Origin of the sequence: Streptomyces sp. ISL-96, assembly GCF_018614035.1 — a bacterium.
Classification (GTDB): Bacteria; Actinomycetota; Actinomycetes; order Streptomycetales; family Streptomycetaceae; genus Streptomyces.
In genome coordinates this window covers 84,927-106,295 of record NZ_JAGGPA010000041.1, presented here as the reverse complement: position 1 = coordinate 106,295, position 21,369 = coordinate 84,927, and the positions used below count along the sequence as shown (strand labels likewise).

Sequence of the window (21,369 nt, the reverse complement as noted above, 5' to 3'; positions counted from 1 at the left end):
CGAGTGCGGAAACAGCCGTTGGCCCCCGAAACATGTGTTGTCCACACGAACTATTGAATCGCCCGCACTTTCGACCCAGGACACCGCATAACGAACAAGGCTGCTCGCATGACGGAAATCCTCGGCAAGTACGCCGACTTCGAAGGCCTCCGGGAGCAGGCGATCTCACTCCGCCGCCAGGGCCTCAGCCGCCGCCAGATCCGCGACCTCATCCAGGTCGACAACAACGACATCCTCAACCGCCTCCTCGACGGCGAACCCGCCCCCGACTGGACCAAGCGCCCCAACGCGAAGGACGACCTGCGGGCGAAGGCCCGCGAGCTACGCCTCCAGGGCCTCACGTACGACCAGATCCAGCTGGAGCTGGGCTGCTCGAAGAGCTCGATCTCTTTGTGGGTCCGGGAGCTGCCCAAGCCGCCGAAGAGGACCCGCGAGGAGGCATCCACTATCGGGAAGCGAGGCTGGGAGGCAACAAACCAGCGACGTGAAATTGAGCGGGAGAGGACCAAGCGTGCCGCTACGGAGGCAGTCGGCACACTGACGGACCGCGAACTCTTCCTCGCCGGTGTCACGCTCTACTGGGCCGAGGGCGGCAAGGACAAGTGGTACGACCGGCGCGAGTCTCTTAAGTTCATCAACAGCGACCCGAACGTGATCAAGCTCTACCTGCGATGGCTCGACCTGCTCGAGGTGCCCCGTGAGCGCCTGCGCCTCTCCGTCAGCATTCACGAATCGGCCGACGTGCCCGCCGCCGAACAGTTCTGGGCGGAGGTCGCAGGCGTGGCACCCTTCGCCTTCAACAAGGCAACACTCAAGCGGCACAATCCCAAGACCGTCCGCAAGAACACAGGCGACGCGTACCGGGGTTGCCTGAGCATCTACGTCACCAAGAGCGCCGACCTCTACCGTCGCATGGAAGGCGCCTGGTACGGCATAGTAGGGGCGTCACTCGCGTCCGATCCAGAAAATCGGACATAAGCGACGAACCATCCCGGGTCGTCTAATGGTAGGACAAATGGTTTTGGTCCATTGAATGAGGGTTCGATTCCTTCCCCGGGAGCTTCACCTTGCGGGTCCTGACCACACTGGTCAGGACCCGCCCGCGTTTCGCGCATGACACCCCCCGGTATCCTGCGGGTGTCCACCACCCGAAGCCGAAGGGCATCACCGTGAGCGCCAACCGCCCGGCCGCCGCCGTCGTCGTCCTCGCAGCGGGTGAGGGCACCCGCATGAAGTCGGCCATCCCGAAGGTCCTGCACGAGATCAGCGGGCGCTCGCTCGTCGGGCACGTCGTCGCCGCCTCCCGCGAGCTGAACCCCGAGCACCTCGTCGTGGTCGTCGGCCACGCCCGCGAGCAGGTCGCCGCGCACCTCGGCGAGATCGACCCCGAGGCCCGCACCGCCGTACAGGAGCAGCAGAAGGGCACCGGGCACGCCGTCCGCATGGGCCTGGAGCAGCTCGGCGGCGGCATCGACGGCACCGTCGTCGTGGTCTGTGGCGACACGCCGCTGCTGACCGGTGACACCCTGGCCCGTCTCGCCCGGACGCACGCCGCCGACGGCAACGCGTGCACCGTGCTGACCGCCGAGGTTCCGGATTCGACGGGGTACGGGCGGATCGTCCGGGACCGGGACAGCGGCGCGGTCACCGGGATCGTCGAGCACAAGGACGCCACGGACGCGCAGCGGGCGATCAGTGAGATCAATTCCGGTGTGTTCGCGTTCGACGGGCAGCTGCTGGCCGATGCGCTGGGCAAGGTCCGTACGGACAACAGTCAGGGTGAGGAATACCTCACGGATGTGCTCGGCATCCTGCGTGAGGCGGGCCACCGGGTGGGTGCGGCGGTTGCTTCCGATCATCGGGAGATCCTGGGTATCAACAACCGGGTCCAGCTGGCCGAGGCGCGCCGGCTGCTCAACGCGCGGCTGCTTGAGCGGGCGATGCTGAGCGGTGTGACCGTTGTCGACCCGCTCTCCACGTTCGTCGATGTGACGGTGACGTTCGATCAGGACGCGGTGGTGCATCCGGGTACGCAGTTGCTGGGTGCGACGCACTTGGGTGAGGGCTGTGAGGTGGGGCCGAACTCGCGGCTCACGGACACGGTCGTCCATGCGGGCGCTCGCGTGGACAACACGGTGGCGGAGCGGGCGGAGGTCGGGCCGGGGGCGGCGGTCGGCCCGTACACCTATTTGCGGCCCGGTACGAAGCTCGGTCCGAAGTCCAAGGCCGGTGCGTATGTGGAGATGAAGGCGGCTGTCATCGGTGAGGGCACGAAGGTGCCGCATCTGTCGTACGTCGGTGACGCGACCATCGGCGAGTACACGAACATCGGCGCCGCGAGCGTCTTCGTGAACTACGACGGTGAGAAGAAGCACCACACCACGATTGGTTCGCACTGCCGCACGGGCTCGGACAACATGTTTGTGGCTCCTGTCACGGTCGGGGACGGCGCGTACACCGCGGCGGGCTCTGTCATTACCAAGGATGTTCCGTCCGGTTCACTCGCTGTTGCCCGTGGGCAGCAAAGGAATATCGAGGGTTGGGTGGCTCGAAAGCGTCCGGGAAGTGCTGCCGCGCAGGCGGCTCAGTCGGCGGCTGAAGTGGCCGAAGGCGAAAACTGACTGGAAACAGGTGCGCCACTGACGGCGTACCGTGATAGGTGCACACAATTCGGCTGGCTCGTATGCGATTCAAAGGCGTGCGGGCGCAGCAGCAATGATTCACGTCCGAGGAGACAGTGCTGTGACCGGGATCAAGACGACCAGCGAGAAGAAGCTGATGCTCTTCTCCGGCCGCGCCCACCCCGAGCTGGCCGAGGAGGTCGCGCACCAGCTGGGTGTCGACCTCGTGCCGACGAAGGCTTTCGACTTCGCCAATGGTGAGATCTACGTCCGCTACCAGCAGTCGGCGCGCGGTGCCGACTGCTTCCTGATCCAGAGCCACACGGCCCCGATCAACAAGTGGATCATGGAGCAGCTGATCATGCTCGATGCTCTGAAGCGGGCTTCCGCGCGGAGCATCACGGTGGTCGTCCCGTCCTACGGGTACGCCCGTCAGGACAAGAAGCACCGTGGCCGTGAGCCGATCTCGGCCCGTCTGATCGCCGATCTGATGAAGACGGCGGGCGCGGACCGCATTGTCACGGTGGACCTGCACACCGACCAGATCCAGGGTTTCTTCGACGGTCCGGTGGACCACCTTTTCGCGCTGCCGGTCCTCGCGGACTATGTCGGGGCGAAGGTGGACCGGTCCAAGCTGACGATCGTGTCGCCGGACGCCGGCCGCGTGCGCGTCGCCGACCGCTGGTGCGACCGGCTGGACGCGCCGCTGGCGATCGTCCACAAGCGCCGCGACAAGGACGTTGCGAATCAGGTCACGGTCCACGAGGTCGTGGGTGACGTGAAGGGGCGTATCTGCGTCCTGGTCGACGACATGATCGACACGGGTGGCACGATCTGCGCCGCTGCGGACGCGCTGTTCGAGAACGGTGCGGAGGACGTCATCGTGACGGCCACGCACGGCATTCTGTCCGGTCCGGCTGCGGATCGTCTGAAGAACTCCAAGGTGAGTGAGTTCGTCTTTACGGACACGCTGCCCACGCCGGGTGAACTGGAGCTCGACAAGATCACTGTGCTGTCGATCGCGCCGACGATCGCGCGTGCGGTGCGTGAGGTCTTCGAGGACGGTTCGGTCACGAGCCTCTTCGAGGAGCAGTCGTAGCGACGTTCCGCACCTAGATCGATTTTTGGTACGGCCTTCCCGCCGGGTAGACTCCTTGAGTTGCTCGGCGAGGGAGGCCGTACTTGTTCAGTACGGCATATCCGTTATCGACGCGCTCTTCGTAGCAGGCCGTTTCGTGGCCGGGTGACCCATCCGTTTTTTGTCACCTGCGAGGAGTGCAGCCATGGCCGAGATCAAGATCGCCGCTGAAGTCCGTACCGAGTTCGGCAAGGGCGCTGCCCGTCAGACCCGTCGCGCCAACAAGGTTCCGGGCGTCATCTACGGCCACGGCGCCGAGCCGGTCCACGTCACCCTGCCGGGTCACGACCTGATGATGGCGCTCAAGACCAGCAACGCGCTGCTGAGCCTCGACGTCGACGGCAAGACCGAGCTGGTCATCCCGAAGGCGATTCAGCGTGACGCGATCCGTCGCACCATCACCCACGTCGACCTGCTCGCGGTCAAGCTGGGCGAGAAGGTCACGGTCGAGGTCGCGGTCCACACCGAGGGTGAGCTGGCCCCGGGTGGCAACCTGCTGGAGAACGTGCTGAACACGCTGTCGGTCGAGACCGAGGCCACGCACATCCCCGAGTCCGTCACGGTCTCCATCGCGGGCCTTGAGGCCGGTGTCTCGATCCACGCGAAGGACATTCCGCTGCCCGAGGGCACGACCCTGGTCACCGACCCGGACGCCATCGTCATCCAGGTTCTGGCCCCGCAGGCCGAGGAGGCCCCGGCCGAGGGTGAGGCCGAGGGCTCCGAGGTCTGAGCCTCGTTGCTCAGCTAGCTGCTCACCCAGCTGCTCACTGTCCAGCCGCCGTCCCGCGCCTCTGCGCGCGGGACGGCGGTTGGCGTATGAGGGCGTACGAAGCGCACGAAGGCGTATGAAGGAGACATGCAGATGACGGACGCAGCAGCAGCCCCCGCCGGGCCGTGGCTGATCGTGGGCCTGGGCAATCCTGGTCCCGACTACGCGGCCAACCGCCACAATGTCGGCTTCATGGTGGCCGATCTGCTGGCGGAGCGCATGGGGGCGAAGTTCAAGGCGCACAAGGCCCGCGCCCAGGTCGTCGAGGGCCGCATGGGTGCGCCGGGTCCGGCGAACCGGCGTGTGGTGCTGGCCAAGCCGCTGTCGTACATGAATCTGTCCGGCGGTCCGGTCACGGCGCTGCGTGACTTCTACAAGGTGCCGACGGCCAGCATCGTCGCGATCCACGACGAGCTGGACATCGATTTCGGGGCGCTGCGCGTGAAGCTGGGTGGCGGCGACAACGGTCACAACGGCCTCAAGTCGATGACCAAGGCGATGGGGCCGGACTATCACCGCGTTCGGTTCGGCATCGGGCGGCCGCCGGGGCGTATGCAGGTGGCGGACTTCGTCCTGAAGGATTTCTCCTCGACTGAGCGCAAGGAGCTGGGTTACTTCGTGGACCGGGCGGCGGATGCGGTGGAGTGTCTGGTCACTGAGGGCCTTGAGCGCGCGCAGAGCTCGTACAACTCCTGACATTCCCCCTCCAGTCATGGCCAGAGGTTGACCGAGCGCGGTCACATGGCCAAGGATCGCGCTCCATGGCCTCGAAGCGGACTCAAGCCCTCCTGTACGCCCGGCGGACTGCGATGGCCGGCATCGCGCTGCTGCTGCTCATCGCCGGCGTGCGTTCCTCATGGGGCACGGCCCAGCACGTCATGCTCGCCAAGGGGCGCGAGCACGGCACGATGACGGTCGCCGCGTGCGGCGCCGAGACCTGTACCGGCCCGTACACCCCCGAGGGCCGTACGCCCGACCACCCGCGCGTGAGCATCGACAAGTCGATCGCGGCGAAGAAGGGCATGAAGCTCCGGGTCGTGGTGAAGCCCGGCACCGATGAGGTGGTACGCGCCGGAGGGTCCGGGCTCCTGCACGCCTGGACCCCGCTCGGTGGCGCACTGCTGCTCGCCGGTCTGGTGATCGGTGGGGGCCTGCGGCTGACCCGCACGGCCTGGGCAGCGGGGGTGGTCGGCGGGGCGCTGTTGGTCGCCTCTTTCTTCGCGCTCTGAGTTACGGGCCGCGCACCTCTGTGCGGGAAGCCGGTACCGCGTATTCCTGATCGTTACCCGGGACCAATGGGTCAAGTCACGGCGCATGGGACGGATGGGCCGAGTTCCTCCTTGACGGGCCCCAGCGATCACAGGAAGCTGAGCCGCCCCACCCCCCACGGCATGCCCACTTCTCTCACGTTGGACTGCCCATGCGCCCCCTCATTACCTCCAGCGCTCTGGTGACGGCTGTGACCGCCTCCCTGCTGCTGGCCCCTTCCGCCTACGCCACGCCCAAGGGCGACAACGGCACGGTGAAGATCCACGACGCCACGACCGGCGAGGAACTTCGCAAGAACGAGCCGAAGGTCTGCTCCTTCTATCTCGACGCTTTCGGCTTCGACGCCGCCCAGCAGGTCGACTGGCACATCGAAGCCTGGGCCAACAACGAACTCGCCAAGGGCGAGACCGTGAAGTCCGGGTCGCTGACGCTCGACAGCTCCGGCCACGAGCGAACCGCGGACATGACCCTGCCCGACGGCCAGTACAAGCTGTTCTGGAACTTCGAGGGCGAGAACGGCAGGGCCAAGCACAAGGTCTTCAAGACCGACTGCCCGGCCGAGGAGAACCCCGCAGACAAGCCCGGTAAGCCCGCCGACAAGCCCGCCGACGAGCCCGCCGAGGAGCCGGGCGCCACGCCCAACGAGAAGCCCTCCGAGCCCGCCCCGGCCGGCGAGCAGCCGAACGGGGGCGCCTCCCCGGCGGAGTCCGCTCCGGCGTCCCCGGCCCCGGCCGGTCAGGGCGATGTATCCGGCGGATCCGGCGACCTGGCGGAGACCGGTTCGGGTGCGCCCGTCGGTGTCCTCTCCGCCGTCGCCGCGGCGCTGCTCGGCGCCGGTGGCTACCTGGTGATGCGCCGCCGCAAGGCCCAGCAGAGCTGATCAGCGAACACGAACGGCGGTGGTCCTTGAGGACCACCGCCGTTCGTGTTGTCCGTACTGCCGCCGTGTCCGTCAGCCGGTGTTGCGCAGGCCTGCCGCTACGCCGTTGACCGTGAGCAGCAGCGCCCTGGCCAGCAGCGGGTCCGGCTCCTCGCCGCGTTCGGCCGCCGCGCGCTGGCGGGCCAGCAGCGAGACCTGGAGGTAGGAGATCGGGTCCAGGTAGGCGTCGCGGATCGCGAACGTCTGGTGGAGCACCGGGCTGGAGCCCAGCAGCTGCTCCTCGCCGGTGATCCGCAGGACTTCCGCGACGGTGAGCTCGTGCTCGGCGCGGATCATCTCGAAGACGTGCTTCAGCTCGTCCGGGACGAGCGTGTCGACGTAATGCTGCGCGATGCGCAGATCAGTCTTGGCGAGCGTCATCTCCACGTTGGAGAGGAAGTTCCGGAAGAAGTGCCACTGTTCGTGCATTTCGTCCAGGACCGTGTCGAGCCCCGCTTCGCGCAGCGCCTTCAGGCCGGACCCGACGCCGTACCAGCCGGGCACGATCTGCCGGGACTGTGTCCACCCGAAGACCCACGGGATGGCCCGCAGGCCGTCCAGACCCGCGCCGCTGTCAGGGCGGCGCGAGGGCCGTGAGCCCAGGTGCAGGTCCGCGAGCTGGTCGACCGGGGTGGCCGCGAAGAAGTACGCCGGCAGATCCGGGTTCTCGACGAGCTCGCGGTACGCCGTGTGGGCGGCCTCGGACACGGTGTCCATCGCCGCGTCCCAGCGCGCGAGCGCCTCGTCGGACTGGCGCGGCGAGGTGTGCAAGGCGGAGGCCTGCAGCGTGGCGGCGACCGTCAGCTCCAGGTTCTCCCTGGCCAGGGACGGCACGAGGTACTTGTCGGAGATGACCTCGCCCTGCTCGGTCACCTTGATCTCGCCCTCCAGCGTGCCCCAGGGCTGCGCGAGGATCGCGTCGTGCGAGGGGCCGCCGCCGCGGCCGACGGTGCCGCCGCGGCCGTGGAAGAGCCGCAGGCGTACGCCGTACCGGTGTGCGACGTCACGCAGCCGCCGCTGGGCGCGGTGGATCTCCCACTGGCTGGTCGTGATGCCGCCGAACTTCGACGAGTCGGAGTACCCGAGCATGACTTCCTGCACGTCACCGCGCAGGGAGACGAGCCGCCGGTACGACGGATCGGCGAGCATTTCGTCCAGGATCACGTCGGCCGCGCGCAGCTCGTCCGTGGTCTCCAGCAGCGGCACGATGCCGATCTTCGCCCAGCCGGTGTGCAGGTCGACGAGCCCCGCCTCCCGCGCGAGCACAGCGGCGGCGAAGACGTCATCGGCGCCCTGGCACATCGAGATGATGTACGACTCGATGACCTCGGGCCCGAAGCGCTCCAGCGCCTCCCTGATCGTGGTGAACACGCCGAGCGTCTTCTGGCCCGCGGCGTCCAGCGGCGCGGGCGTCGGGGCGAGCGGCCGCCGCGACCGCAGTTCCTTCGCGAGGAGCTTCTGCCGGTACTCGCGCGGCATGTCGGCGTACCGCCAGGACTCCTCGCCCAGCCGGTCGAAGAGTTGCCCGAGGGCGTGGTGGTGGGCGTCGGCGTGCTCGCGTACGTCCATCGTGGCGAGCTGGAGCCCGAACGCCGCGAGCGTGCGGATCGTACGGTCCATGCGGCCGTCGGCGAAGAGCTCGCCGCGGTGCTCGCGCAGCGATGTCTGGATGAGCGCGAGGTCGGCGATGAGCTCGCCGGTGCCGAGGTAGTCGATGCCGGGGCGGTGCGGGGTGCCGTTGGCGAGGCGTTCGCGCGTGTTGAGGAGCTTCTGCCGGATGCAGGTGGCCTTGAGCCGGTAGGGCTCCTCGGCGTTCAGCCGCTTGTAGCGGGGGCTGATGGGCAGCCGCTCCAGATCTTCCTGGAGGGAGGTCATCAGCTCTTCGGTGACACCCGTGTAGCGGATGGAGTTGGACAGCTGCCCCCGCAGCTGATCAACGAGCTCCAGCGCGTCCGTGATGCCGTGCTCGTGCTGAAGGATCAGCACTTCCCACGTCACCGCGGGGGTCACATTCGGATTTCCGTCGCGGTCGCCGCCGATCCAGGTGCCGAAGGTGAGCGGCCGGGTGCCGGCGGGCAGCTCGACGCCCACCCGCTCCAGCTCGGCGGAGAGGTCTTCGAGGACGTCGCCCACGGCCCCCGCGTGCAGCTCATCCAGGTAATAGATGGCATTGCGGGCTTCGTCGGCGGGCTCGGGGCGTACGACACGCAGCTCGTCCGTCTGCCAGATGAGGTCGATCGATTCGGCCAGACGGAGGTCATGGCGACGCCGGTCGGAGGCGATGACCGGGGTCTCCAGAAGCTCCGCGATGCGGCGCAGCTTGTTCAGCACGGACCGGCGCGCCGCCTCGGTCGGATGGGCCGTGAAAACCGGCCTGACGTTGAGGTTCTTGACGGTGTGGCGCAGGTGCTCGGGGTCGGCGTCCTTGAGCCTGTCAGCCGTTCGGGCGAGAAGCCCGCCCTGTTCGGCACGCTTTGCGCGCATCTCACGACCGCGGTGCACCTGCTCGGTGACGTTGGCAAGATGGAAGTACGTCGAGAAGGCGCGCACCAGCCTGGCTGCGGTTTCCAGGTCGGTGTCGCCAAGTAGTTCGGCGGCGGCCTCGCCGTCGGTGCGCGTCAGGGCGCGCACCCGCTCCACCAGCTCAAGGAGCTCGTGGCCTTCCTGCCGTACGAGCGTCTCGCCGAGCAGGTCGCCGAGACGGCGGATGTCGGCACGCAGCTCCGCGCTGGTGTTGGAGTTCTGGTCGGCACTGCTCACAGGTGCGGCTCCTTGCAGTGTTTGAGCACGTCTGGAGGTTATGTGGACCACGCTGTCCGACGGCACCAAGGATATGCGGCGCGGCCGAACGGGTTCCCCGCGGCCTCTTGCCGCCGGGCAAAGCGCTGCCATACTTACGACGCCGTAGGTTACGCATCCGTAGCCAAAGCGTTCACGGCTACAGCTTCTGACACTTCCCTCACCCCCAGGGGACCCCATGACCACTCGTTCCGACGTGCTCGAAGATGCCCGTGAGGCAGGTAGCGACACCTCGGCCCCCACCGCCACCCGCGGCGGGGAGTCAAAGCGCTCCGTCGAGCAGCTCGCGCTTCTCCTCTTCATCATCGTCCCCTTCCTGGCCCTGCTGGCGGCTGTGCCGCTGGCCTGGGGCTGGGGGGTGAGCTGGCTCGACCTGGGCCTGATGGTCTTCATGTACTACCTCGGGTGCCACGGCATCACGATCGGCTTCCACCGCTACTTCACCCACGGTTCCTTCAAGGCGAAGCGCCCGCTGCGCATCGCCCTCGCTGTGATGGGCTCAATGGCGGTCGAGGGCCCCCTGGTCCGCTGGGTCGCGGACCACCGCAAGCACCACAAGTTCTCGGACGCCGAGGGTGACCCCCACTCCCCGTGGCGTTTCGGCGAAACACTCCCCGCCCTCATGAAGGGCCTGTGGTGGGCGCACATCGCATGGATGTTCGACGAGGAGCAGACGTCACAGGAGAAGTACGCCCCGGACCTGATCAAGGACCCGGCGATCCGCCGCATCTCCCGCGACTTCGCCTACTGGACGATCCTGTCCCTGGCCATCCCTCCCCTCGTCGGCGGCCTGGTGACGATGTCCTGGTGGGGCGCGTTCACGGCGTTCTTCTGGGGCTCCCTGGTCCGCGTCGCGCTCCTCCACCACGTCACCTGGTCGATCAACTCGATCTGCCACGCGGTGGGCAAGCGCCCGTTCAAGTCCCGTGACAAGTCGGGCAACGTCTGGTGGCTCGCGGTCCTGTCCTGCGGCGAGTCGTGGCACAACCTGCACCACGCGGACCCGACGTCGGCGCGGCACGGCGTGATGAAGGGCCAGCTGGACTCCAGCGCCCGCCTGATCCGCTGGTGCGAGAAGGCCGGCTGGGCGTACGACGTCCGGTGGCCGAGCGCGGACCGTATCGACTCCCGACGCAAGAGCGAGCCCTCCGAAGCGGCATGATTGGTGACGTGGCGATCGACGGCAGCAGTACGAACAGCGAGAAGAGCAGGCCCACTCCGAGCCGGCGTGCCCGCCGCGTCCGCATGACCGGCAAGGAACGCCGCGAACAGCTGCTGGACATCGGCCGCACCCTCTTCGCCGAGAAGGGTTTCGAAGGCACGTCGGTGGAGGAGATCGCGGCGAAAGCAGGCGTCTCCAAGCCGGTGGTCTACGAACACTTCGGCGGCAAGGAGGGCCTGTACGCGGTAGTGGTAGACCGTGAGATGCGCCGCCTGCTGGACATGGTCACGGGCGCCCTTACGGCGGGCCACCCCCGCGAGCTCCTGGAACAGGCCGCCTTCGCGCTCCTGGACTACATCGAGACGTACACGGACGGCTTCCGCATCCTGGTGCGGGACTCCCCGGTAGCCCAGTCAACAGGCAGCTTCGCCTCCCTCATCAGCGACATCGCCACCCAGGTGGAGGACATCCTGGGCCTGGAGTTCAAGGCCCGCGGCTTCGACCCCAAACTGGCCCCCCTGTACGCCCAGGCCCTGGTCGGCATGGTCGCGCTCACCGGCCAGTGGTGGCTGGACGTCCGCAAGCCGAAGAAGGCGGAGGTCGCGGCGCACCTGGTCAACCTGTGCTGGCACGGCCTGGAGAACCTGGAAGCCAAACCCCGCCTAATAGGCCACCGCAAGAACTGATCACCCCGGAACCACGCGAGCGGGCCGCCCCGGAAGAGGGCGGCCCGCTCGCGTTGTCTCCGGAGGCGTTCGCGTCAGACGGTACGGTCCAGCCCGTCGCCCTTGATTCCGCCGAGGAACGCGACGAACGCGGCGGCGGTGACGGCGAGCACGGGACCTCGTTCGGCCTTCGAGTCACGGACTCCGACCCACAACCGGGCACGTGCGATCTCGACGCACTCGTTGTCGGCCGCGCTGTAGCTGCTCTTGAACCAGCCCGCAGCCGCGAGCTCAGCGGCAGTTGGCGCGTTGTTCATCGAGGGCGCCCTTGTCGCGCTGTGGCCGATAGCTCGTCGCCCTTGATCCCGCCGAGGAACGTCGCGAACGCATCGGCGGTGACAGCAAGAACCGGGCCTTGCATGACCTTCGAGTCTCGGATGCCGGTCGTGCCGTCAGCGAAGGCCACTTCGACGCAGTTGTCGCCGCCTGAACTAAAGCCACTCTTGAACCACACCGTGTCCGCTGCTCCACTGTGGAGAGAAACGCGATCAGTCATGGGGACGCTCCTGCGTCAGTTCGCTGAGAAAGGCAGTGAACGCAGCGGAGGTGACGACGAGTACGGGCCCCTGCACGGCCTTCGAGTCGCGGATGCCGGCCTTGCCGTCAATGAGGGCAACCTCGACGCAGTCTCTGTCGCCTGCGCTGTAACTGCTCTTGACCCACGACGCCTTACTCAGGTCGACCTGCCTGCTCAACTCAGCTCCTCGATGATCTTGCGGATGAAGGCGCAGGACTCGTCCGTGCCGAGCGCCCTTGCCCGCAACAGATTGAACGCAAGTTCGTACTGCCCCACGTGTGCATCTTCCTCCAGGTACAGGGAAGTTGTCAGGGGCTCCACCACGACTACTGGGTCACCGCTGTCGAATCGGAACACCGTGTAGGAGCCGGCGCTCACCCCGGCATGGGCGCCCAAGCCGAAGGGCATGACTTGGAGCTGTACGTGAGGGACTTCGTCCTGAACGTTCAGCAAGTGGTGCAACTGCGCTCGCAGCACTTCGCTCCCGCCTACGCGTCGGCGCAGCACCGCCTCGTCCAGCACGCACCAGAGACTGAGAGGTAGCTCCCTCCGGAGGACTGCCTGGCGGCGCATACGCAACTCCACGAACGTGGATACCTCGCGCTTCGTGCGCCACCGCGTACCGGAACTCACAACCGCGTGCGCGTACTCCTCGGTCTGGAGGAGCCCCGGGATGAGCTGGGACGCGTAGAAGTCGGCGTGATTGGCCAGCTCCTCCAGCTCAAGGTAGTCAGCGAAGGGGTCGTCGATCGCGTCTCTGTACTGGTTGAGCAGATTGCCTCGACGCCCGGAGGAAGCAAGGCTGGCCAGCTTTCGGATCTCGGACTTACGGCTCTCCGGTACGTCGTAGATCGCGAAGTACTGATCGAGCGACGCGCCCGGGACCCGCATCTTGCCGTTCTCGATCTTGCTGAGCACGGGCGGCCCGGACATGCCCAGCCGTTCCGATGCCTCCTGAAGGCTGAGACCGGCCCGCTGCCGAAGCGTCCGCAGGGCAAGCCCCAGCCGCCTCCGCATCAATGTCGGCTTGGCATCCACCACTACCCGATCACCATCCTCTCGACCGAGAGCGTACAAGCATCAACTCCGGTGTCATATGCCAGTTTTGGAGTCCAGCCCGAAATATTGCCTAAGAGTGTTGCGCAGAAAATTTTCGGGAGCCATGCTTAGGTCGTCACACAACGCAGTCACGTGACTGCTTAAAGCAACCTGTTGTCACGCGCCCGAAGGAAGCGGCCATGGCGTTGCACACTCCCGCGGACCTACGCACCGAGGTCCTGGACCTTCTCTCCCTCACCCCCGAAGCTCGCCTCCGCCTTGCCGGACTCGCCTGCGCCCGGTGCGGAAGCACCGCCCCACTCCGGCCCGGCGGCCACGCGTACACCCGCAGCCCCGGCGGCGGGCGGCTCGGGTGGGCCGTGAAGGTCTGCGAAAGCTGTCCTCTCGCTCATTCCGCAGAAGGGAAGTCGGGCTCTTGACCAACTTCGCCGGCGGCCGGGCCACCGCAATGGTCCGCCCCTACCTGCTCGCCGCCGAACAGCGCCAACGGCGCCGGGCCCTGTGGCTGGCGATGTACGGCATCGATGTCGGCCCGCGTCGTATCCATGGGGTGGCGGTGGCGCGGTGAACCGGCTGCTCCCATGGACCGGTGAGGACGGCCGGTCCTGTTACCTCTCCACGGACGGCGACGGCCCGTTGTCCCGGCTCGCCGACCGGATCGAGTTCGTACAGCTCTCTCTCGCGGGCCGGCTCCTCGACCATGCGCGGGACGTACTCACCGAAGCCGGGCCGGTTGCGGCATCGGACCTCGGCGTCGTGGTGGCCCAGTTGACGGATGCCTTGCGCGACGCGCTGCTCATCGCGGAGAGCCGGGGTGCCCGCCTCGCTCCGGCAGAGAACGAACGCGTCCTCCCGAACGGAGTTCACGCCGTGCCACCACTCATCGAGGTCGCCCAGGACACACTGGCCCACTGCCCCACCGCGCCCAAGGCACTCGGCCTGCTCTCGCTCCCCGGCGGAGACCTCGCCTCAGCGGGCGCCGCCAGGCGCTACGTACGGATGGCGGCCACGTCCTGGGGACTGCCGCCGGACACGGCAGACGCCCTGGAAACGATCACCGGAGAGCTCGCCGCCAACGCCTTGGAGTACAGCGCGAGCCTCTCCATCACCGTCGCCCTGTCCCGTACCGCCTCGGCGGTCGTCGTCAGCGTGACCGACGAAGGCCAGGAATGCTTGTCCGTACCTGACACGCCAGGGCCCGAGCAGGAACATGGGCGCGGGCTGCTGATCGTCGACGCGCTGGCCTCTCACTGGGGCCGGCGGCACACACGTACCGGGCTCACCGTCTGGGCCGAGATCACCGTCGAAGGATGAGCCCCACGACCACCCGCCGCTGCCGGTACCGTACGAAGACCGAACCGCCCGCACCGGAGGCCACCGTGAGTGCCCAGCCCAATGGCCCGTACGGACCACTGATCCCCATGCCCGAGCTCACGCCCGACGCGCTGCGGAACGCAGTCTCCCGCATCGCCCCCAGCCGGGTCCCCGCGCTCACCCAGCACCTGTTCGAGGCCACGACCAACGCCCAGCAGACGCAGAGCCTCGCTCCGCTGCGCGCCTTCGTGCACTCGTGGGCCGTGTTCGTCGCGATCGAGCGGCATCCGGAGCGCGCAGCCCAGCTGCGTGAACTGGAGCGCATCGTGGACGCGGGCGAGCAGGATCCCACCGACGCGATCACCAAAATCCGCCGGATCCGGGAGGCAGCCGAGGCGGAGGCCGGGCTGTGACGGACTGGACGTGGGATTACAACCCGAGCGCCGAGTACCTCACCAGTGGACTGCCAGTCGGTGTCGCGGCGGAAGTAGAGCGGCTGGCCACCGAGCTGGCCGCACTCGGACGCGACTCGGTGAAAGTCGGCCGGCCCATCGACCGCGAGGGTGGGCTCCGAGAGTTCGATCTGATGGGCGGGCGCGGATTCATCAGCTTTCTCGCTGTACCGCGCCACGAATGCGTCTACGTCTGCAACATCACCTGGTACGGCTGACGCCGACGACGCCTGAGCCCGCGCCGGCCACGGCCGTGTCCCCGACGGGACGCATGCTCAGAGCGTCGAGCCGGCGGCGAGTGCGTACAGCAGCTCGTACGCCGATTCCACCAGGCGCAACCTGTCGCCCCGGCGGGTCGCCAGCGCCGCGATGCCGGTTCCCGAGGCGGGGTGGAAGCCGAGGAAGGCCTGTTGGCCGAAGGTGGCTCCAGCGTGGAAGAGCAGGGGTCCCCCCGGGGCCGGGTGGTGGAACCAGGTCAGGGTGTGGGTGTCGCGGCGGCGCAGGCCGCGGCGCAGTTGCGGGATCTGGACGTCGTACAGGGGCAGGTGCAGTGGCGTGGGTCCGGGGTTCAGGTGTGCTTCGAGGTACGCGAGGAGGTCGGCGGGGGTGGAACGTACGGCTCCGGCGGCCATGAAGGGGCCCATGCCGATGCCGGTTACGGGTGTGGTGCCGTTCCTGCGGTGCCCCACGGCGGTGGTGGAGGGGGTGGTTGATGGGACGCCGGGGCCCAGGGTGGTGCCTGTCAGGCCCAGGGGGCGCAGCACGTGGCGGGTGAGCAGCGTGGGGCAGTCGGCGCCCGCGGCCCGGGCCATGGCGGGGCCGAGCAGCGCCACCCCGAAGTTGGAGTAGCGCCAGCGGGTGCCGGGGCGGTGGTGGGGCCGGGTGCGGGCGAAGGTGCGCAGGAGGCGTTCGGTGTCGTACGTGGCGTAGGCGTCGGCGTACGGGCGCAGCAGCGCACCGGGGATCAGGTCGCCGGGGATGCGGGGCAGCCCCGCGGTGTGCGTGGCGAGGTGGCGCAGGGTGATGTGGCGCGATTCGGGGTGGCGCAGGGGAAGGGGCAGGTCCGGCAGGTGGGCGGTGAGCGGGTCGTCGAGGGACAGCACTCCGGTACGGGCCAGGTGGGTCAGGAGCAGGACGGTGAAGGTCTTGCTGACCGAACCGAGTTCATACCGCAGCGCGTGTCGCGGCACGGCCGGGGCGCGCGCCGTGCCACCCCTGCCTGCCGTGCCACCAGTCACCGTCGTACGCCGGCCGTGGCGGGTGACCGCGAGCACGACGTCCGGGGCGTCGATCGCGGTGACGGCGTCCGCGAGGCGCAGCGCGAGCGCGTCGGCGGACGTCGTGGCGGCCGGTGCCAGGCGCGTCGTCACGTGGGGGACATCGCCCGAGAGGTGGCCATCGCGGAGGCGAACGCGGCGACCAGCGTCGGGTGGTGGACGATGTCGAAGACCTCCGCCTCGTCGCCGTCCGGCATCCCGTGCTGGAGGGGCATCGCACCGCTCTCGGACTGCGCGGCGGCGTACCGCTCCCACACCTGCGCGTCGAGCGTGGGACGGGGCAGGCACGCGTCGACGACGAGGAGTTCGCCGAGCAGGTCCCAGTGTTCGAGGTCGGCCCAGTCGTCGATCCAGGCGGGCAGGTACAGGGCGAGGTAGGCGGCGGTCTGCGGCGGGATGCGGCCGGGGGCTTCACCCCAGTTGGTGAGGTGGAAGACGGTGTGCGTGATGTCGTATGCGATGTGGTACTGGACCGTCCACGGTTCGGGGTGCCGGCTCAGCCAGGTCAGCTTCACGGCTTCGTCGAAGTCCCCGCTGGGGGTGAGGCCGATTTTGCGTTCGGCGCCCAGCACGCTGAGCCGCCGGGTGGGCACCATGTCCAGCGCCGGCCAGGTGCGGGTGCGGTGGCTGGCGTCCACGGCCGTTTCCAAGCCCGGGTGACGGAAGCCGAGTTCATGGAAGGTCGCGTAGATCTCCAGAGGTACAGGGGTGAAGGGTTCGTCGCGCTGAAGAGCCGCCAGTACATTGCCGCCGTCGAGCAGTTCCCGCCATGTGAAGTCCAGGAGCTGTCCGGCGCGGGCGTGCTGACGTGAGCCAGCCACGCCCTCCCGGAAGAGCACCCGCATGTTGAGCGCCAACTCGCCGATGGGTTTGAGCCGTTCGACGATGCCTCGGCCGGTGGCGCGGTCACCGGGCGTCAGCCGGAAGTGCTCACGGTGGTCGTCGAGCCAGGTCAGGGCCCGGTCTCCGACACTGTGCAGGAGCGCGGGAGGAGCGGCTGCGACTGCGCCTGCGGTACGTGTCATCGAGTTGCCTCGCTTTCGTGGACCTGCGCCCGCGTATCACCCTCGACCGCACCCAGGGCGATGCGGGCCAGCGTGCCGGCGAAGGCGGTCACCAGGGTGGAGTGGTAGCAGGCCGTGAAGGTGGCGGCGCGGTCGCCGGCGGGTGGTCCTGCTCCCCTGTCGGGCACGCTGCCGTCGGCCCTGCGCGCGTCGGCCAGCCGCCGCCAGGCCACCGGATCGTACGGAGCGGCGGGCAGGCAGGCCGTCACTGCCAGCAATTCGCCTGCCAGGTCCCACAGTTCTTCGTCCAGCCAGTTCTCCAGCCAGGCGGGGAGCCACAGCCGCAGGTAGTCGGCCTGCGCGCGGGGCAGCCGGCCACGGGCGCGGCCCCAGTCGGTGAGGTGGAAGACGTCGTGGGTCAGGCCGTACGCCCCGCCCCGGTCCAGCGCCCACGGCTCCGGCATCAGGCCGAGGTTGGTCAGCCCCAGCACGGCCTCGAAATCGGCGTGCGGCGCCAGACCGATCCGGCGCTCCGCGTTGAGCACGGCGAGGGTACGGGTGTGGTCATCGCGCGTCACGCGCCAGCCGCGCAGCCCGGTCGTCGCCGCCAGCAGTTGTTCCACGGTGGTGTTGCGCAGCCCGGCCTGGGCGAAGACTCCGTAGATCTCCACCGGATACGTGGCGTGCGGCTCACCGCGGATGAGCTCGGCGAACAGCTCCGCGCCGCGCGTCTCGTTCCAGGCGAAGGCGAACAGCCCGTCCGCCACCTGGCGCAGCTCGTCGCGGGGGTGTGACGTGCGGATCAGGTGCGTCAGTTCGGCCAGTTCACCGAGGGGTTTGAGGGTGAGGTTGGGATCGGCGTCCGTGGTGACGTTCGGGGGCAGCCGGAAGTCCCCGCGCGCCGCGTCCAGCCACTCCAGGCTGTCGCCGACCATGCGGTCGAGGAACGACGCCCACGACGCTGACGCCGGGGCGGCCGGGTCGCCGGTCACCCACCCCGTGTGGCCGGTCACCCGCCCCGTCCGTAGAACTGCCGTGCGGCCACGACGTGGAGCGCCACCCTCGGATCTCCGTCGCTCATTTGCCGTACGAACACCAGTCCGGTATCGAGCCCCAAGGTCGGTGGGGCGTCCGGCAGCCGGGCCAGCCAGCGCCCGAGTCCGGCGGCCTGCAACCAGTCCCTGCGGCGTACGGCCCGGACGAAACCCCGGGCCAGGTCGTCGGTGCGCGACGCGAGCCGGTCGGCCAGCCCCTGCGCGAGTCCGGGAAGCGCGAGCGCGGCCAGTTGTGACGCCCGGTGGGAAAGCTTTGGCCAGGGATCGTCGGTCACCCATGCGGAGGCTGCCTGTGGCGCCTGCGGCCAGCGGTCCGCGCCGCCGGGCAGGAAGGCGCGCGAGGCCTCCACCAGGCCGCGGTAGCTCCACACCGACACCTCCGAGGCGTCAGGGCCGGGCGGGTAGGCGGCCAGCGCCTCCCGGACGACCACTTCGTCGTTCTCCCCACCGGGTGCTGCCCGGTGGTCCAGCGCGTACGGTGCGAGCGCGTCGGCGCCCAGCACCCGGATCGCGGCTGATGCCAGCGCGTCCCCTTGCCGCAGGAGGCTGGAGAGCGCATAGGGGTCGCCCTCACCTCGCAGGGCAAGGACGACTCCGTTTGCGGCATCGGCGACCACAGCGCTCAGCGGGACTGAGCCCGCCTCTTGAGCCTGTTCAGTCAACGCATTCCTCCTCAACGGGCCTTCGGGTCCGTCTTCGGGCGGGGGGTCGGCGGTGAGCCGAGGAGCAAAGCTGCGAGCAGGAAGGAGCCCTCACACTCACGCGTGTCGCGGAAGACGCCCTCCGGCTCCGTGGAATCCAGCAGCCCCTCTACTTCGGCGCTCAGCGCCGCGGTCTCGACCGGGGAAGTGCGGTCCATGATCATGGGACCATCTCCTCTTCTAGCGGCTGAACAACCAGCGTTGCATGGGCCCCAATTGGTTGCAAACGGGAGATAACGGGCGCGGGTCCGACGGGAAATCCGAGAGAAATCCGCCTCTTTGTTGACGACGTAACAGCTGCACCTCCCTGACCAAAGGTCAGCTCAAACGGCCTTCCCTCCGCCCTTCCGTGCGACCGCGAAGATGCGCCGGAACGGAAAGACCGTCCCGTGCGGTCCCGCCGGATACGCACCACGCAAGGCCTCGGCGTACTCCGCGACAAAGGCTTCCCTCGCCTCCGGATCGTCCGCGAGGGCGGTCAGGACCGGCCGCAGGGCTGTGCCCTTCACCCAGTCCAGGACCGGGTCCTCGCCATGGAGGACGTGAAGGTACGTCGTCTCCCATACGTCGGCCTCGCAGCCCAGCGCCGTGAGGCGGGTGAGGTAGTCGCCCGGTTCGAGGACCGCCGCCACCGCCGCCCGCCCACCCGCGCCGCCCAGCCGTCCGCGCCAGCGCGGGGAATCGCGCAGGGCGGCCAGGATCGTGTGGCTGGGGGCCGTGAAGTTGCCCGGCACCTGGAAGGCGAAGGTGCCGCCGGGGGTGAGTGCGTCCAGCCAGGCCGGGAAGCGGTCGGCGTGGTCCGGAACCCACTGGAGGAGCGCGTTGGAGACGATCAGGTCGTACGTCGCCTCCTCGGGCGCCCAGGTCGCGGCATCGGCGTGGACGAAGTCGAGGAGCGGCCCCGCGTGCCGCGCGGCCCGCTCCAGCATCTGCGGGGAATTGTCGTAACCCGTGATGCGGGCGGCGGGCCAGCGGTCCGCCAGCAGCGCGGTCACGTTGCCGGCGCCGCAGCCGAGGTCGGCGATGCGGGCGGGCGCGGGGGCGTCGACGCGGGCGAGGAGGTCGAGGAAGGGCCGGATGCGGTGGCCCGCGTGCCGGAGGTACTGCTGCGGGTCCCAGATCGGGGGGCGTACCGTCATGTACGCAGCTTGACCACCCAGCCCTCTCGACATCAAGATTCTCTACGCCAAGAGACTTCATGTCGACAGACCAACTACACTGATCGCCATGGAGGACGAGGTCGACCGACTGGTCGCTGCATGGCGCCGCGAGCGCCCCGACCTCGACGTGGAACCACTCGAGGTCCTCAGCCGCGTCTCCAGGCTGGCCCGCCACCTCGACCGCGCCCGGCGCATAGCCTTCTCCGAGCATCAGCTGGAGCCGTGGGAGTTCGACGTACTGACGTCGCTGCGGCGCGCCGGCGACCCGTACCAGCTCTCGCCGGGCCAGCTGCTGACCCAGACCCTGGTCACCTCCGGCACCATGACCAACCGCATCGACCGGCTCGCCAAGAAGGGCCTGGTCGAACGGCTGCCCGATCCCAGCGACCGCCGCGGCGTCCTCGTGCGGCTCACCGCCGAGGGCCGCGACCGGGCCGACCAGGCGCTCGCGGGGCTGCTCGCGCAGGAGCGGGCCATCCTCGCCGAACTCTCGCGCGCGCAACGCGGCGAACTGGCCGGGCTGCTACGCCGGTTGACCGCCCCGTTCGACAACATCCCGGGCTAGGCCCACGGATCCCGGCTCCACGGGTCCCGGGACCACCGGCCCCGGATCCACCGGTCCCAGACCCACCGGCCCCAGGTCCACCGGCCCGACCCCGGCGCGGCGCGCGAGCGCGACGGCGGCGAGCGTGGAGTGCACGCCCAGCTTCCCCAGCACGTTCTGCATGTGCGTACGGACGGTGTGCGGGGAGAGGAAGAGCCGCTCGGCCACGGCCTTGCGGCCCAGCCCCGCCACCATGCACCGCAGCACCTCCCGCTCACGCGGGGTGAGGGACTCGACGAGCCGCTCACTGTCGGTGCGGTGCTTGCGAGCCGCGGTCAACTCGCGCAGTACGCCCGTGAGAAGCGCCGGCGGCAGGTGCGTTTCGTCGCGCAGTACGCCGCGGATGACGGCCAGCAGGCGTTGCAGCGAGCAGTCCTTGGCGACCCAGCCCGCGGCCCCGGCCTGCAGCGCGAGGGCGGCGCGGCGCGGATCGTCCTTCTCGGCGAGGACGACCGAGCGTACGGTCAACTGCCCGGACCGGACGCCCGCCACCAGCGAGATACCGTCCACCGGACCGTCCTCGCCCGGCTCCGGCACGCGGACCGCGCGGGCGGGCGGCACCGCGGTGGTGCCGAGGTCGGCGTCGACGAGCATGACATCGAATCGGCGGCCTTCCGCCGCCCCCCGCTCCAGGGAACGCAGCGCGGCCGGGCCGCTGCCTGCCGCGCAGACATCGACGTCCGGCTCGGCGGCGAGGGCCGCGGCGAGCGACTCGGCGAAAATGCGGTGATCGTCCACCACCAGTACCCGGATCCGAACCACAGACACCCCCATGCCGCTGCCGCGTTGTGCCGGGATGTCCCCCTGGGCCCCCCCGGGGAGGC

27 protein-coding genes and 1 tRNA gene are annotated in these 21,369 nt (G+C 68.8%); 15 read left to right on the top strand and 13 right to left on the bottom strand.

The window, feature by feature from the left end; translation table 11 throughout:
• Positions 1-108 precede the first annotated feature (108 nt).
• From J7E96_RS25360 to J7E96_RS25325, 8 genes are all read left to right on the top strand, one after another.
• A complete protein-coding gene (locus tag J7E96_RS25360) occupies positions 109-978 on the top strand; it encodes a hypothetical protein (protein ID WP_215134139.1) in 870 nt (289 codons plus the stop codon).
• Between the two features lie 11 nt (positions 979-989).
• Positions 990-1,060, top strand: a tRNA-Gln gene (locus J7E96_RS25355).
• A 109-nt stretch (positions 1,061-1,169) separates the two neighbouring features.
• A complete protein-coding gene (gene glmU / locus J7E96_RS25350) occupies positions 1,170-2,621 on the top strand; it encodes a bifunctional UDP-N-acetylglucosamine diphosphorylase/glucosamine-1-phosphate N-acetyltransferase GlmU (protein ID WP_215134137.1) in 1,452 nt (483 codons plus the stop codon).
• Positions 2,622-2,742: 121 nt separating this feature from the next.
• Positions 2,743-3,720, top strand: a complete 978-nt coding sequence (locus J7E96_RS25345) for a ribose-phosphate diphosphokinase (RefSeq protein ID WP_215134135.1) — start codon at positions 2,743-2,745, stop codon at positions 3,718-3,720.
• Between the two features lie 184 nt (positions 3,721-3,904).
• On the top strand, positions 3,905-4,489 hold the full coding sequence (locus J7E96_RS25340) for a 50S ribosomal protein L25/general stress protein Ctc (protein WP_215134133.1): 585 nt from the start codon (positions 3,905-3,907) through the stop codon (positions 4,487-4,489).
• A 132-nt stretch (positions 4,490-4,621) separates the two neighbouring features.
• Complete coding sequence (pth, locus tag J7E96_RS25335) at positions 4,622-5,224, top strand: aminoacyl-tRNA hydrolase (protein ID WP_215134130.1); 603 nt, start codon at positions 4,622-4,624, stop codon at positions 5,222-5,224.
• Between the two features lie 65 nt (positions 5,225-5,289).
• Positions 5,290-5,757, top strand: a complete 468-nt coding sequence (locus tag J7E96_RS25330; protein ID WP_215134128.1) for a hypothetical protein — start codon at positions 5,290-5,292, stop codon at positions 5,755-5,757.
• A gap of 191 nt (positions 5,758-5,948) precedes the next feature.
• A complete protein-coding gene (locus J7E96_RS25325) occupies positions 5,949-6,677 on the top strand; it encodes an LPXTG cell wall anchor domain-containing protein (RefSeq protein ID WP_215134126.1) in 729 nt (242 codons plus the stop codon).
• A 72-nt stretch (positions 6,678-6,749) separates the two neighbouring features.
• Here the strand turns inward: J7E96_RS25325 and ppc are convergent, their stop codons facing one another.
• Positions 6,750-9,476 carry a phosphoenolpyruvate carboxylase gene (ppc, locus tag J7E96_RS25320; protein ID WP_215134124.1) on the bottom strand — a complete coding sequence of 909 codons (2,727 nt, stop codon included), beginning with the start codon at positions 9,474-9,476 and terminating at the stop codon, positions 6,750-6,752.
• Positions 9,477-9,693: 217 nt separating this feature from the next.
• Here ppc and J7E96_RS25315 point away from each other — a divergent pair, with 217 nt between their 5' ends.
• On the top strand, positions 9,694-10,677 hold the full coding sequence (locus tag J7E96_RS25315; RefSeq protein WP_215134121.1) for an acyl-CoA desaturase: 984 nt from the start codon (positions 9,694-9,696) through the stop codon (positions 10,675-10,677).
• Positions 10,674-11,363, top strand: coding sequence for a TetR/AcrR family transcriptional regulator (locus J7E96_RS25310; RefSeq protein ID WP_215134119.1), 690 nt, complete (start codon positions 10,674-10,676; stop codon positions 11,361-11,363). Before J7E96_RS25315 ends, J7E96_RS25310 begins: the two co-directional genes overlap by 4 nt.
• 74 nt (positions 11,364-11,437) lie before the next feature.
• Here J7E96_RS25310 and J7E96_RS25305 read toward each other — a convergent pair whose 3' ends face one another.
• From J7E96_RS25305 to J7E96_RS25285, 5 genes are all read right to left on the bottom strand, one after another.
• On the bottom strand, positions 11,438-11,659 hold the full coding sequence (locus tag J7E96_RS25305; RefSeq protein ID WP_215134118.1) for a DUF397 domain-containing protein: 222 nt from the start codon (positions 11,657-11,659) through the stop codon (positions 11,438-11,440).
• Complete coding sequence (locus J7E96_RS25300; RefSeq protein WP_214977249.1) at positions 11,656-11,898, bottom strand: DUF397 domain-containing protein; 243 nt, start codon at positions 11,896-11,898, stop codon at positions 11,656-11,658. The genes J7E96_RS25305 and J7E96_RS25300 overlap by 4 nt, the downstream gene beginning before the upstream one ends.
• A complete protein-coding gene (locus tag J7E96_RS25295) occupies positions 11,891-12,097 on the bottom strand; it encodes a DUF397 domain-containing protein (RefSeq protein WP_214977250.1) in 207 nt (68 codons plus the stop codon). The genes J7E96_RS25300 and J7E96_RS25295 overlap by 8 nt, the downstream gene beginning before the upstream one ends.
• The gene (locus tag J7E96_RS25290; protein WP_215134116.1) at positions 12,094-12,960 is read right to left on the bottom strand and encodes a helix-turn-helix transcriptional regulator; all 867 of its coding nucleotides are present in this window, start codon (positions 12,958-12,960) and stop codon (positions 12,094-12,096) included. Before J7E96_RS25290 ends, J7E96_RS25295 begins: the two co-directional genes overlap by 4 nt.
• 221 nt (positions 12,961-13,181) lie before the next feature.
• Positions 13,182-13,370, bottom strand: a complete 189-nt coding sequence (locus J7E96_RS25285) for a hypothetical protein (protein WP_214977252.1) — start codon at positions 13,368-13,370, stop codon at positions 13,182-13,184.
• Positions 13,371-13,393: 23 nt separating this feature from the next.
• Between J7E96_RS25285 and J7E96_RS25280 the strand changes: the two genes are divergently transcribed.
• From J7E96_RS25280 to J7E96_RS25265, 4 genes are read left to right on the top strand one after another with little or no spacing between them, the layout of a single operon-like run.
• Positions 13,394-13,546 carry a hypothetical protein gene (locus tag J7E96_RS25280; protein WP_215134284.1) on the top strand — a complete coding sequence of 51 codons (153 nt, stop codon included), beginning with the start codon at positions 13,394-13,396 and terminating at the stop codon, positions 13,544-13,546.
• Positions 13,543-14,292 (top strand): ATP-binding protein, encoded by a 750-nt coding sequence (locus tag J7E96_RS38530; RefSeq protein ID WP_215134114.1) that lies wholly within the window; start codon positions 13,543-13,545, stop codon positions 14,290-14,292. The genes J7E96_RS25280 and J7E96_RS38530 overlap by 4 nt, the downstream gene beginning before the upstream one ends.
• A complete protein-coding gene (locus J7E96_RS25270) occupies positions 14,289-14,705 on the top strand; it encodes a DUF6247 family protein (RefSeq protein ID WP_251061189.1) in 417 nt (138 codons plus the stop codon). The genes J7E96_RS38530 and J7E96_RS25270 overlap by 4 nt, the downstream gene beginning before the upstream one ends.
• A complete protein-coding gene (locus J7E96_RS25265) occupies positions 14,702-14,962 on the top strand; it encodes a hypothetical protein (protein ID WP_215134112.1) in 261 nt (86 codons plus the stop codon). Before J7E96_RS25270 ends, J7E96_RS25265 begins: the two co-directional genes overlap by 4 nt.
• Positions 14,963-15,019: 57 nt before the next feature.
• On the opposite strand, the gene J7E96_RS25260 is transcribed toward J7E96_RS25265, so the two are convergent.
• The 6 genes from J7E96_RS25260 to J7E96_RS25235 form a co-directional block, all read right to left on the bottom strand.
• Positions 15,020-16,114, bottom strand: a complete 1,095-nt coding sequence (locus J7E96_RS25260; protein WP_308296128.1) for a serine hydrolase domain-containing protein — start codon at positions 16,112-16,114, stop codon at positions 15,020-15,022.
• Positions 16,111-17,046: a hypothetical protein gene (locus J7E96_RS25255; RefSeq protein ID WP_215134110.1), complete on the bottom strand. Its 936-nt coding sequence runs from the start codon at positions 17,044-17,046 to the stop codon at positions 16,111-16,113. Before J7E96_RS25255 ends, J7E96_RS25260 begins: the two co-directional genes overlap by 4 nt.
• Positions 17,043-18,038 (bottom strand): hypothetical protein, encoded by a 996-nt coding sequence (locus J7E96_RS25250; protein WP_308296127.1) that lies wholly within the window; start codon positions 18,036-18,038, stop codon positions 17,043-17,045. Before J7E96_RS25250 ends, J7E96_RS25255 begins: the two co-directional genes overlap by 4 nt.
• The gene (locus tag J7E96_RS25245) at positions 18,035-18,742 is read right to left on the bottom strand and encodes a hypothetical protein (protein WP_251070395.1); all 708 of its coding nucleotides are present in this window, start codon (positions 18,740-18,742) and stop codon (positions 18,035-18,037) included. The genes J7E96_RS25250 and J7E96_RS25245 overlap by 4 nt, the downstream gene beginning before the upstream one ends.
• Before the next feature lie 11 nt (positions 18,743-18,753).
• Entirely contained in the window at positions 18,754-18,945 is a 192-nt protein-coding gene (locus J7E96_RS25240) for a hypothetical protein (protein ID WP_215134108.1), read from the bottom strand.
• Between the two features lie 159 nt (positions 18,946-19,104).
• Entirely contained in the window at positions 19,105-19,920 is an 816-nt protein-coding gene (locus J7E96_RS25235; RefSeq protein ID WP_215134106.1) for a trans-aconitate 2-methyltransferase, read from the bottom strand.
• An 88-nt stretch (positions 19,921-20,008) separates the two neighbouring features.
• On the opposite strand from J7E96_RS25235, the gene J7E96_RS25230 reads away from it, so the two are divergent.
• Positions 20,009-20,506, top strand: a complete 498-nt coding sequence (locus J7E96_RS25230) for a MarR family winged helix-turn-helix transcriptional regulator (RefSeq protein ID WP_215134104.1) — start codon at positions 20,009-20,011, stop codon at positions 20,504-20,506.
• On the opposite strand, the gene J7E96_RS25225 is transcribed toward J7E96_RS25230, so the two are convergent.
• Positions 20,465-21,307 (bottom strand): response regulator transcription factor, encoded by an 843-nt coding sequence (locus tag J7E96_RS25225; RefSeq protein WP_215134102.1) that lies wholly within the window; start codon positions 21,305-21,307, stop codon positions 20,465-20,467. The two genes, J7E96_RS25230 and J7E96_RS25225, sit on opposite strands and share 42 nt — an antisense overlap.
• Between the last annotated feature and the right edge of the window lie 62 nt (positions 21,308-21,369).